Origin of the sequence: Pseudomonas sp. NBRC 111127, assembly GCF_001320345.1 — a bacterium.
GTDB lineage: Bacteria > Pseudomonadota > Gammaproteobacteria > Pseudomonadales > Pseudomonadaceae > Aquipseudomonas > Aquipseudomonas juntendi.
The window spans coordinates 19,984-31,006 of the sequence record NZ_BCBD01000055.1 but is presented as its reverse complement, the minus strand read 5'-3'; the positions used below and the strand labels follow the sequence as shown (position 1 = coordinate 31,006).

Annotated in this window: 8 protein-coding genes and 1 pseudogene; 1 reads left to right on the top strand and 8 read right to left on the bottom strand. The window is 63.3% G+C overall.

Going from position 1 to position 11,023, the window contains the following annotated elements; translation table 11 throughout:
* Together APH30_RS12605 and alaS are read right to left on the bottom strand one after the other, a co-directional pair.
* Nucleotides 1-335 (bottom strand): annotated as a pseudogene (locus tag APH30_RS12605) (aspartate kinase); the annotation flags it as partial.
* A 145-nt stretch (nucleotides 336-480) separates the two neighbouring features.
* Nucleotides 481-3,105, bottom strand: a complete 2,625-nt coding sequence (gene alaS / locus APH30_RS12600; RefSeq protein WP_054912728.1) for an alanine--tRNA ligase — start codon at nucleotides 3,103-3,105, stop codon at nucleotides 481-483.
* Nucleotides 3,106-3,241: 136 nt separating this feature from the next.
* Here alaS and APH30_RS12595 point away from each other — a divergent pair, with 136 nt between their 5' ends.
* Nucleotides 3,242-4,648, top strand: a complete 1,407-nt coding sequence (locus APH30_RS12595; RefSeq protein WP_236184172.1) for a M91 family zinc metallopeptidase — start codon at nucleotides 3,242-3,244, stop codon at nucleotides 4,646-4,648.
* A gap of 8 nt (nucleotides 4,649-4,656) precedes the next feature.
* Here APH30_RS12595 and astE read toward each other — a convergent pair whose 3' ends face one another.
* From astE to aruF, 6 genes are all read right to left on the bottom strand, one after another.
* Complete coding sequence (gene astE / locus APH30_RS12590; RefSeq protein ID WP_054912727.1) at nucleotides 4,657-5,664, bottom strand: succinylglutamate desuccinylase; 1,008 nt, start codon at nucleotides 5,662-5,664, stop codon at nucleotides 4,657-4,659.
* A 10-nt stretch (nucleotides 5,665-5,674) separates the two neighbouring features.
* Complete coding sequence (locus tag APH30_RS12585) at nucleotides 5,675-5,965, bottom strand: hypothetical protein (RefSeq protein ID WP_009681477.1); 291 nt, start codon at nucleotides 5,963-5,965, stop codon at nucleotides 5,675-5,677.
* A 13-nt stretch (nucleotides 5,966-5,978) separates the two neighbouring features.
* Nucleotides 5,979-7,328 (bottom strand): N-succinylarginine dihydrolase, encoded by a 1,350-nt coding sequence (gene astB / locus APH30_RS12580; protein WP_054912726.1) that lies wholly within the window; start codon nucleotides 7,326-7,328, stop codon nucleotides 5,979-5,981.
* Between the two features lie 23 nt (nucleotides 7,329-7,351).
* Nucleotides 7,352-8,815 carry a succinylglutamate-semialdehyde dehydrogenase gene (gene astD / locus APH30_RS12575; RefSeq protein WP_054912725.1) on the bottom strand — a complete coding sequence of 488 codons (1,464 nt, stop codon included), beginning with the start codon at nucleotides 8,813-8,815 and terminating at the stop codon, nucleotides 7,352-7,354.
* Entirely contained in the window at nucleotides 8,816-9,844 is a 1,029-nt protein-coding gene (gene astA, locus APH30_RS12570) for an arginine N-succinyltransferase (RefSeq protein WP_054912724.1), read from the bottom strand.
* Between the two features lie 78 nt (nucleotides 9,845-9,922).
* Nucleotides 9,923-10,942 carry an arginine/ornithine succinyltransferase subunit alpha gene (gene aruF, locus APH30_RS12565; protein ID WP_054912723.1) on the bottom strand — a complete coding sequence of 340 codons (1,020 nt, stop codon included), beginning with the start codon at nucleotides 10,940-10,942 and terminating at the stop codon, nucleotides 9,923-9,925.
* Between the last annotated feature and the right edge of the window lie 81 nt (nucleotides 10,943-11,023).

The following is an 11,023-nucleotide window of genomic DNA, read 5'->3' as shown; positions in this document are numbered from 1 at the left end:
CGCGCCTTGTTGTGCGCGCTGTCAGTGAGAATGCGCACCTGGTTGCCGGTGTAGGACACCGCTGGCACACCACGCTTGATCAAGGCCATGGTCAGCAAGGCAATGGTCACCTGCTCACCGGTCGACACGATCACGTCCAGTTCACGCGGAACCGGCTGATCGGTGATCTGCTTGGCCAGGTCGATCAGGCGATTGGTTTCACCGCTCATGGCCGACAGCACGACGACCAGGTCGTCGCCCGCTTCACGGTGTTTCTTGACCTTATCGGCTACCTGCTCGATCCGCTCGATGGAACCGACAGAGGTGCCGCCAAATTTCTGTACGATCAACGCCATTTCAATGGTGCCTCAGCCCATACAGGGCCCCAAAAAACAATCCAACATGAAGGGGTGGCGGAAGTGGCCAGTGACGCTGCTGCCTGCCACCGGGTGCGGCACCTGGAGGCTTCGCACCCGCCACTGAACCGCCTACCCCTTCATCTCAAAGTCCCTGCTCTGCGAATGGCACGGCCAGCGCCAGGGCCTTGTCCAGCGCAGCGACGTCGACGCCACCGCCCTGGGCCATGTCCGGACGGCCACCGCCCTTGCCACCCACCGCCGCAGCGGCTTGCTTCATCAGATCGCCAGCCTTGAGTTGGCTGGAGAGGTCCTTGGTCACGCCGGCCACCAACACGACCTTGCCCTCATGCTCGCTGCCCAGCAGGATCACTGCGTGGCCGAGCTTGTTCTTCAACTGATCGACCAGGGCCAGCAGGGCCTTGCCATCCTGCCCATCCAGGCGGGCGGCGAGGACCTTGGCACCCTTGACCTCAACAGCCGCGTTGGAGAGATCGTCCCCTGCGGCGCTGGCGGCCTTGGCCTGCAGCTGTTCCAGCTGCTTCTCCAGCTGACGGTTGCGCTCAAGCACAGCCGACAACTTGTCGATCAGGTTGTCACGGTTACCCTTGACCAGTTGCGCGGCTTCCTTGACCTGCTCTTCGGCAGCGTTCAGGTAGGCCAGCGCAGCGGCGCCGGTGACTGCTTCGATACGGCGTACGCCAGAGGCCACGCCGCCTTCGCTGATGATCTTGAACAGGCTGATGTCACCGGTACGCTTGGCGTGGATACCGCCACACAGCTCTACCGAGAAATCGCCACCCATGGTCAGCACGCGCACGGTATCGCCGTATTTCTCACCGAACAGCGCCATGGCACCTTTGGCCTTGGCGGTTTCGATGTCGGTCAGTTCGGTCTCGACCGGCGTGTTCTTGCGCACTTCGCGGTTGACGATGTCTTCCAGCTGCTTGAGCTGCTCCGGCTTCACCGCTTCGAAGTGGCTGAAGTCGAAACGCAGGCGCTGGCTGTCGACCAGCGAGCCCTTCTGTTGCACGTGCTCGCCCAGCACCTGACGCAACGCTTCGTGCAGCAGGTGGGTAGCCGAGTGGTTCAGCGAGGTGGCGTGCTGAACGTCTGCATCGACCTTGGCCTCCACCGGCGCACCGATCAGCAGCGCACCGCTGGTGACCACACCGTGGTGCAGGAAGGCCCCGCCGGTCTTGGTGGTATCACGTACGTCAAAGCGTGCAGCACCCGCCTGCAGGTACCCGCTGTCACCCACCTGGCCGCCGGACTCGGCGTAGAACGGCGTGCGGTCGAGCACCACTACGCCCTGCTCGCCCACCCCCAGCTGGTCGACCGATTGGCCGTCCTTGTACAGGGCGATGATCTTGCCCTGGCCTTCGGTTGCGTCGTAACCGAGGAACTCGGTGGCGCTGTCGACCTTGACCAGGCTGTTGTAGTCCATGCCGAAGGCGCTGGCAGAACGGGCGCGCTCACGCTGGGCGTCCATTTCACGCTCGAAGCCGGCTTCGTCGATGGTCAACTCGCGCTCCCGGGCAATGTCGGCCGTCAGGTCCATCGGGAAACCGTAGGTGTCATACAGCTTGAACACCACATCGCCGGGTACCACGGCGCCTTGCAACTGGGCCAGATCTTGCTCGAGGATGCGCAGGCCCTGCTCCAGGGTCTTGGCGAACTGCTCTTCTTCGGCCTTGAGCACGCGCTCGATGTGCGCTTGCTGGCTGGTCAGCTCGGGGAAGGCTTCGCCCATTTCGGCCACCAGGGCAGCAACGATCTGGTAGAAGAAGCTGCCCTTGGCGCCCAGCTTGTTACCGTGGCGGCAAGCGCGGCGGATGATGCGGCGCAGTACATAGCCACGGCCTTCGTTGGATGGCAGCACGCCGTCGGCAATCAGGAAGCCGCAGGAGCGGATGTGGTCGGCCACCACTTTCAGCGAAGCCTGGCCGTCATTGCTGCAACCGATGGCCAAGGCCGCCGCTGCCAGCAGGTTCTGGAACAGGTCGATCTCGTAGTTGGAGTGCACGTGCTGCAGCACGGCGCTGACACGCTCCAGGCCCATGCCGGTGTCCACCGACGGCGCTGGCAGTGGGTGCAGCACGCCATCGGCAGTGCGGTTGAACTGCATGAAGACGTTGTTCCAGATCTCGATGTAGCGGTCACCGTCTTCTTCCGGCGAACCGGGCGGGCCACCCCAGATGTCCGGGCCGTGGTCGTAGAAGATCTCGGTGCATGGGCCGCACGGGCCAGTATCGCCCATGGTCCAGAAGTTGTCGGAAGCGTAGGGGGCGCCCTTGTTGTCACCGATGCGGACCATGCGCTCGGCAGGCACGCCTACTTCCTTGGTCCAGATGTCGTAGGCTTCGTCGTCGGTGGCGTAGACCGTGACCCAGAGCTTTTCCTTGGGCAGGTTCAGCCATTTTTCCGAGGTCAGGAAGGTCCAGGCGAAGGTGATGGCGTCGCGCTTGAAGTAGTCGCCGAAGCTGAAGTTGCCCAGCATTTCGAAGAACGTGTGGTGACGCGCGGTGTAACCGACGTTTTCCAGGTCGTTGTGCTTGCCGCCCGCGCGCACGCACTTCTGGCTGCTGACCGCACGGGTATAGGCACGCTTCTCGGCACCGAGGAAGCAGTCCTTGAACTGGTTCATGCCTGCGTTGGTGAACAGCAGGGTCGGGTCGTTGTTCGGGATCAGCGAACTGGAGGCAACTCGGGTATGGCCCTGCTCTTCGAAGAAGCGAAGGAAGGCTTCACGGATTTCTGCGCTTTTCATAGGTTCTTCCACGGAAACGGCGGCCGTTTGGGCTAATACGTCGAATCGACGAAACGACGGCAAAGGGCGCCATTATAGCCAGCCTGAACAGGAGATACAGTGTGTTTGTACACCAGAACGGCATTGCGCGGATGAAATGCCGTTCATCGACACTGTCAAGGTCGCCTGGCAGCGCTGCACAGCCACGCTGGCGGTACATAAGCAACACCTGGGCACCCAGCCCAAAGGGGATGCTGCGCCTTTCTTCTCGATACCGGAATGCGCCATGCCTGAGCTGAACCTGTCCAAACTGCACTCGGACCCACACCCGCTCCCCCACCCTACGCCATTGATCAATGCCAGCCCCGTCTATTACCTCGACGATCGGCAGGCTGGCAGCCACCACACCGCATTCATCAACAAGGACCACCCCCAGCAGCAGACAGAGGTGAAGTACATCCAGGCTGATGGCAATGTGCGTATCACCCTGGAACGCGCCTATGCGCTGGGGCGACGCTACCGTCGCCTGGCGCCCAGCACCGAGCTGCTGGTGTTCAATGTCGCCCCGCGCGCCACAGGTTCGGATGCACGGCAAAAACGTGTGCAGATCACGACCCACGACTGCTTGCTGGAAGTCACGGTCAACGGCGCGGTATTCATGGTCGCCCAGCATACCGCTGAAGCCATTGCCATTCGCCTGACCGACGGCGGGCACCAGGTGGTCATTACCGGACAGGTCCGCAAGCCGGTACTGATCGACATGATCGGCAGCGGCAACAGCATCGAGACAGGGGCCGGCATGGTGCACATCGATGCGCACACCGGCACGCACCAGGTAGTCGTCGGTAGCGGCCCTGTCCTGATCGACAAAGGCGATGCGGTGGTCAATGTCACCGGCCACTGCCTGCTTGGCCAGGCCAATTCCAGCACCGTGCTCTACCGCAACACGGCGTACGATGCGCACCTGGCCCAGCCTGTAGCGGCCGAGCATCAGGCGCTAGGCCGCGTCGGCGTGCAAGTGACGGGTGATGAGGCGTTCCGCCAGGCGGTAGAAGATGCGCTGGTGCTGATGCGCAAATTGCCGTGCGGCCAAGCACTGCTGGCAGGCCTGGACAACAAGGCCGGGCATACCGGAAAACCGATCAGGGTGAGCGAAGCGGCCAGGCAACAGTTCACTTGCTACACCCCCAGCGATGACGAGCAGGACGAAGACGAAGGCCACTTCATCATCAACGAAAACCAGAGCAGCTGGGGCTACAGCGGTGGCATGCTGGCTTACAACCCGAACTGGTCGACGGCAACCCAATTGCCGCTGCTGGACCTGTACCGCTGCCTGTGCCAGGGCTGGAATTCCATGACCGGCACCGTGTTCCCAGGCCAGACAGAGGTTCAGGGCACTTACGGCGCCTACCCGGTAGACAACCTGTTACTGCAAAGCATCGGCTTGCCCACCGACTGCAAGTTCAACTTTGGAGGCGCTACTGCGCTGAACACCAACCCCGCCGCTTTCACTGAGAACGGATTACGCCAGGCACTGCAACTGGAACTGCGCACGCAACTGTAAGCAACCCCTCAGCTCAACCGCTGCCCCGCATCGGGCACGATCAGAAGCCCTGCCCTGAGGCCATTCTTGACCTTGGGGTTGGGGAAGATGATGCGCGTGCCCTCTTCCTCGACCACCCAGCGCATCTCGGCCAGGTCTTCAGCCAGCAGGTAACCTTTGCTCAGTTCGGAAAAATTCTCGATATCCGCCGGCAGGTGCAGGTGAAAGCTGTCGCTGTGCTTGATGATTTCGCGGGAGACACTGAACAGCTGCAGGCCCTCCAGCGAGTCTTCGTCCTCGGGTTCTTCAGCCGTGATGATCCTGATCAGGCGGTCTTGGAGCTTGTCGAGGTTGACTTGCTCGTTCTGGCCGAACGGGCGGGCCTTGCCCAGCTCCAGGGTGAACGCTTCAGCCTCCAGCTGTTCGTAGGTAAAGGCGCTGAAGGTGATGGAAGGCTTGCTTTGCAGCAACACCGCCTGCATCCCCGCCGCTGCCAGGCGTGCCAGTTGGCGACGGGAGTGCTGGCGCCCCTCTTTATAGGGGTACAAGGCAAACTGCTCGATCTTCGAACCGCGGATGGCAGTATGCAGGTCGTAATGCAGGCGGCTGCGCCCCGGCTTGCTGAAGAACACCCGGGCGAACTGCTCGAGCTCGGCCGCACGCAACGCCTCGAAACCGCTGGACAGCTCGTGGCGCCCGTTGAACAGGCGGTTGATGTCCTGTTCGATGAAACGCTCACCCTTGCGCATCGCCACCGGGTTGCCGAACAGGAACAACACCCGCGCCTTGGGCTTGATCGACCCGTCGGCCACGCCATGCAGCAGCCGTTCGAGCAACTCGATAGGCGCTGTCTCGTTACCATGAATACCGGCAGACAACAGCAAGTCCAGGCCGCAATCCTCGCTGTCGGGTGGGCGCACTTCGAGCGCCCCCTCCCCTAGCCAGCGCAAACGCGTGCCCTTGGTGGTCACTTGGGTCTTCTCGGCCGGTTCGTGATCGGTGAGGGTCAGCTCAAGCAATTTACCAAGGGCGAGCATAGGAACTTCCTTAGTGGGTGTGGCCGCAGTCGGGGCCATGGACGTGATCGTCGTCTTCGCCAAGCTCTGCAGGCTCCATTTCCAGCTGCAGGCTGACCAGGTTGGTGGCCATGGGCCGCAGCAGCAGGTTGGCGTACTCGGCGTCGCCTTCCTCGACATCCACACCGATCAGCAACTGGCCGCGGCCATCCTGCTGGATCCACACTTCCTTGCCTTGCCAAACCACGGCAAAACGGGTGCAGGAGGTTTCGAGCTGGGTGCCGTCTTCATCTTCGAGGATCAGGCGCAGGGCGTCGGTCATTACAATTCTCTCTTCAAGGTTGGCGTTGGAACGGGTACACCGAGCCCAACTTCAGAATCTGGGTCAATTCATCCAGTGCGGTACGGCACTCCACCAGCAGTTGCGGGTCGGCCAGGTCCGCCTCGACCAGGCGATCACGGTAGTGCTTGTCGACCCATTGCAGCAGGGTGTCGTACAGCGGGGCGGTCATGATAACGCCTTGGTTGACCGCCGCCAGTTCCGTTTCATTCAAGGCCACGCGCAAACGCAGGCAAGCCGGGCCACCGCCGTTCTGCATGCTCTGCTTGAGGTCGAACACCTTGACCTCCTTCACCGGGCCGCCCTGGCGGGTCAACTGCCCAAGGTACGCCCAGACGCGTTCATTGTTGCGGCACTCTTCCGGCACCACCAGCAGCATGGAGCCGTCGTCACGGCTGAGCAACTGGCTGTTGAACAGGTAGGAACGCACTGCATCCTCTACCGCCACTGCCGAGCGCGGCACGCAGATGGCCTGGAAACGGCCGCCCTTGCTGGCCAGTTTAGCGCGCAACTGGCCCAGTACCCTGTCAGTCTCGAGGAAAGCGTCCTCGTGGTAGAACAGCACCTCGCCATTGCCCACCGCAATCACGTCATTGTGGAACACGCCCTGGTCGATCACCGCCGGGTTCTGTTGAGCGTAGACCACCCCGTCCTCATGCAGGCCATGCAAACGGGCCACGGCCTGCGAGGCCTCCAGGGTCTGCCGGGCGGGGTATTTCTGCGGTGCCGGGTAACGGCTGTCGAATGCACTGCGGCCGTAGACGAAGAACTCCACGCCAGCCTCCCCATAGGCGCGGCAGAAGCGCGTATGGTTGGCAGCGCCCTCGTCACCGAACTGCGCCACGGCAGGCAACGCCGGGTGGTGGGCGAAGCGTTGCTCGTCGTTGAACATCGCGGCCAGCACGCGGCTGGTGGTCGGGTGCTCGATGCTGCGGTGGTATTTGCAATTGAGGTTGGCGGCAGTGAAGTGCACGCGGCCATCGGCGGTGTCGGCACTGGGGCTGACCGTGGCAGCGTTGGCCACCCACATGCTCGAAGCCGAACAGGTGGCCACCAGCAACGGCATGGCCTCTTTGGCAGCGCGCTGGATCACGTCGGCATCGCTGCCGCTGAAGCCCAGACGGCGGAGCGCGGCCACATCCGGGCGCTCCTGCGGCGCCAGCACGCCCTGCTTGAAGCCCATGTCGGCCAATGCCTTCATCTTCGCCAGGCCCTGGCGTGCAGCTTCGCGCGGGCTGGAGCCTTGCTGGCTGTTGCTTTGCGAAGCCACGTTACCGTAGGACAGGCCGCCGTAGTTGTGGGTAGGCCCCACCAGGCCATCAAAATTCACTTCATAGGATTTCATCGGCAAGGCTCCGTGACCTGTTGTTATAGGGTGACGCCCGGCGTAAGGGTGGCCGGCAAGGCAAGGCTGGCAGTCTCCAGCGAAGCCACGGGGTAAGCGCAGTAGTCGGCCGCGTAATAGGCACTGGCGCGATGGTTGCCACTGGCACCGACGCCACCGAAGGGTGCGCTGCTGGCTGCACCGGTCAGTTGCTTGTTCCAGTTGACGATGCCGGCGCGGCTGCGCAGCCAGAAATGCTGGTAGCGGGCGCGCGAATCGGACAGCAAGCCGGCAGCCAGGCCGTACTGGGTGTTGTTGGCTTCATCGATGGCCGCATCGAAATCGGCATAGCGGACCACTTGCAGCAGCGGCCCGAAGAACTCTTCATCCGGGCGCTGCGCCACAGCGCTGACATCGACGATGCCAGGGGTAAGCAATGCGGCATCGGCTTGCGGCTGCGTCATTTCCAGCAGTTTCACCCCACCCTTGGCGGCCAGTTCGGCCTGGGCAGCCAGCAGCGCCTGCGCGGCCTGCAGCGAAATCACCGAGCCCATGAACGGTGCCGGCTGTTCATCGAACGCCCCCACCGTGATGGTTCTGCACACCTCGACCAGGCGCGCGAGCAGCGCATCGCCCCAGGCACCCTGGGGCACCAGCAGGCGACGTGCGCAGGTGCAGCGCTGGCCGGCGGAAATGAACGCCGACTGAATGATGGTGTAAACCGCAGCGTCGAGGTCCTTGACCTCGTCTACCAGCAATGGGTTGTTGCCACCCATTTCCAGCGCCAGGATCTTGTCCGGGCGCCCGGCAAACTGCTGGTGCAACAGGTTGCCAGTGCGGCTGGAACCGGTGAAGAACACGCCATCGATACCTGGGTCGCCAGCCAGTGCCACACCGGTTTCACGCCCACCCTGAACCAGGTTCAGCACACCAGCCGGCAGGCCGGCGGCGATCCAGCAGTGCACCGTCAGTTCGGCCACCTTGGGGGTCAGCTCACTCGGTTTGAACACCACGCAGTTGCCCGCCAGCAGCGCCGGAACGATATGCCCGTTCGGCAGGTGGCCTGGGAAGTTGTAAGGGCCGAACACCGCGACCACACCATGGGGCTTGTGCCGCAGCACTGCCGTGGCATCGGCCAGCGGGCCGCTCTTTTCACCGGTGCGCTCGCGGTAACTTTGTATGGAAATGGCCACCTTGTTGACCATGCTGGTCACTTCGGTGGCCGACTCCCACAGCGGCTTGCCGGTTTCCTCGCCAATGCACTGGGCCATGGCTTCGGCATGCGCCTTCAACTGTGCGGCAAACTGCTCCAGCACACCGATGCGCGCGTCCAGGCTCAGTTGCGCCCAGGCTGGGAACGCCTGGCGCGCAGCCTCAACGGCGGCGCCGACCTGGCTGGCGTCGGCGCCCTGCCCCTGCCAGATCACGGCCTGGGTGACCGGGTTCAGCGATTGCAGGGGCTCGCCCTGGCCGGCCTGCCAATTGCCGGCGATGTAGTGCGTGGTCATTTATTGGCCCTCCCGGCTCGCCGACATGGGCACAGCGCGCACATTGTCGCCAGCGCCCATGCGCAGGCGTTTGGCGGTCAGCGGGTCGACCACCAGGGTTCCGGCGGCCAGGCGCGCAGGTGCAGCGGTGATACGGCAGTCGTCGCGCTTGCGGTTGTGGATGATGTAGGGGGTGGCGTCATCGCCCGGCGTGCCGACCGCCAGCACCAGCGTCTGGCTGTCGCGCACAGCGCGGATCCTGGCGGTGTCACACTCGATGGCCGGGCCGGCGTCGAAAATGTCGACGTAGCCCTGGTAAGTGAAACCTTCCTGCTTGAGCATGGCCAGTGCCGGCTCGGTGTCCTTGTGCACACGGCCGATCACGTTGCGCGCCGCGTCGGACAGGAAGCAGGTGTACAGCGGGAACTTCGGCATCAGCTCGGCGATGAACGACTTGTTGCCCACGCCGGTCAGGTAGTCCGCCTGGCTGAACTCCATCTTGAAGAAGTGCCGGCCCAGGCTTTCCCAGAACGGCGAACGCCCCTGCTCATCCGACATGCCGCGCATTTCGGCGATGATCTTCTTGCCGAACAACTCGGGGAACTCGGCAATGAACAGCATGCGCGCCCGCGACAGCAAGCGGCCGTTGAGCCCGGCGCGGTAGTCGCTGCGCAGGAACAGCGAGCACAGCTCGGAGTTGCCGGTCAGGTCGTTGGCCAGAAACAGCGTGGGGATTTCGCGGTAGATCTTCAGCTCCTGCGAGGCACTGACGGTCAGGCCGACCCGGTAGTTGTACCAAGGCTCGCGCAAGCCAACGGCACCGGCGATGGCACTGATGCCTACCACCAGGCCTTCGTCGTTTTCCAGCACGAACAGGTAGTCGGTGTCGCCGCGCTCGGCCTCGCCCCGAAAGCTCTTTTCCGCCCAACCTACGCGATGCTCCAGGCGCTCTTCGTTGGCCGGCAGCGTGGTCAGCCCGGTGGTGCCGGTGCTGCGTGCCAATTCGATCAACGCAGGCAAATCGCTGCTGCGTACAGGACGAACGATCATGCTATCTCCTTGTGCGGCGGCATGGGCCGGCGCGAAACTCTGCTAACGCATCAATCCCGAAACGCCTGTTGCCAGACCTCAGGCCGCCACCAGGCGCACGCTGGCGCCCTCACCCACGCCCAGCGCCTCGGCTGCTGCAACGCTCAGGCTGACCGGCTTGCCGGGCACCCAATCCAGCTCCAGCAGCACTGCCCGGTAGTCCTGCAACAGGCCGTTGCACACCAGGTACGGGCGCCCGCCCTTGGTTGGCGCGTCGTCGATTTTCACCGGGGCCACCCGGCTCTGGGCGATCGAGCGGATGCCCGAAGTACGCGCATGCAGGGTTGGGCCGCCGTCGAATATGTCGATGTAGTGCTCGGTCTCGAAGCCCTCCCGCATGAGGATGTCGAAGGTGATCTGCGCCCGCGGGTGCACCTGGCCCATGGCTTCCTGCGCCAGGTCTGGCAGCAGCGGCACGTAGATCGGGTAGTGCGGCATGAGTTCGGCGAGAAAGGTGCGGCTCTTCAGGCCGCACAGGCGCTCGGCATCGGCATAGTTGAGGTCGAAGAAATTGCGCCCAATGGCGTCCCAGAATGGCGATTCGCCCTTTTCGTCGCTGTAACCGACGATCTCGGTCACCACCGAGTCAGCGAAGCGTTCCGGGTGCGCAGCCATGAACAGCAGGCGGCCGCGGGAATTGAGTTCGGCCCAGCCGCTGTTCACCAGCTCTGGCAACACGTAGAAACTGGTCAGCAGGCTGTTGCCGGTCAGGTCATGGCACAGCGAGAGCACGTGGATCTTGTTGTGGATCTTCAGCTCGCGCGAGGCGTGCACGAAGGTCTCGTTGCGAAAACTGTAGAACGGCTCGGAGTAGCCAGCCGAGGCCACGATGGCCGAGCAGCCGGCGAGCTTGCCGGTTTCGCTGTCTTCGAGCACGAAGAAGTAGCTTTCCTCGCCATTGAAGCTGACCTCCGCGGCGAAGGACGTCTCGGAGGCGGCAATCTTGTCGCCCAGGCGAGCAGAGTCGTCCGGCAGCGAGGTGACACCAATGGGGCTGTCGGCAGCCATGCGCTGCACTTCGTTCAGATCAGCCATTTGCGCGGGGCGCATCACCAGCATGGTGTCACTCCTTTGGAATACGGGCCGCTCATGGCGGCACGGAAAAACGGCAGACGCATGGGCACCTGCTGTGGAATCGCA

What these genes read in the sequence shown, in the direction of transcription:
- alaS (WP_054912728.1), bottom strand. Translation starts at nt 3,105, where the DNA reads ATGAAAAGCGCAGAAATCCGTGAAGCCTTCCTTCGCTTCTTCGAAGAG.
- APH30_RS12595 (WP_236184172.1), top strand. Translation starts at nt 3,242, where the DNA reads ATGCCGTTCATCGACACTGTCAAGGTCGCCTGGCAGCGCTGCACAGCC.
- astE (WP_054912727.1), bottom strand. Translation starts at nt 5,664, where the DNA reads ATGCTCGCCCTTGGTAAATTGCTTGAGCTGACCCTCACCGATCACGAA.
- APH30_RS12585 (WP_009681477.1), bottom strand. Translation starts at nt 5,965, where the DNA reads ATGACCGACGCCCTGCGCCTGATCCTCGAAGATGAAGACGGCACCCAG.
- astB (WP_054912726.1), bottom strand. Translation starts at nt 7,328, where the DNA reads ATGAAATCCTATGAAGTGAATTTTGATGGCCTGGTGGGGCCTACCCAC.
- astD (WP_054912725.1), bottom strand. Translation starts at nt 8,815, where the DNA reads ATGACCACGCACTACATCGCCGGCAATTGGCAGGCCGGCCAGGGCGAG.
- astA (WP_054912724.1), bottom strand. Translation starts at nt 9,844, where the DNA reads ATGATCGTTCGTCCTGTACGCAGCAGCGATTTGCCTGCGTTGATCGAA.
- aruF (WP_054912723.1), bottom strand. Translation starts at nt 10,942, where the DNA reads ATGCTGGTGATGCGCCCCGCGCAAATGGCTGATCTGAACGAAGTGCAG.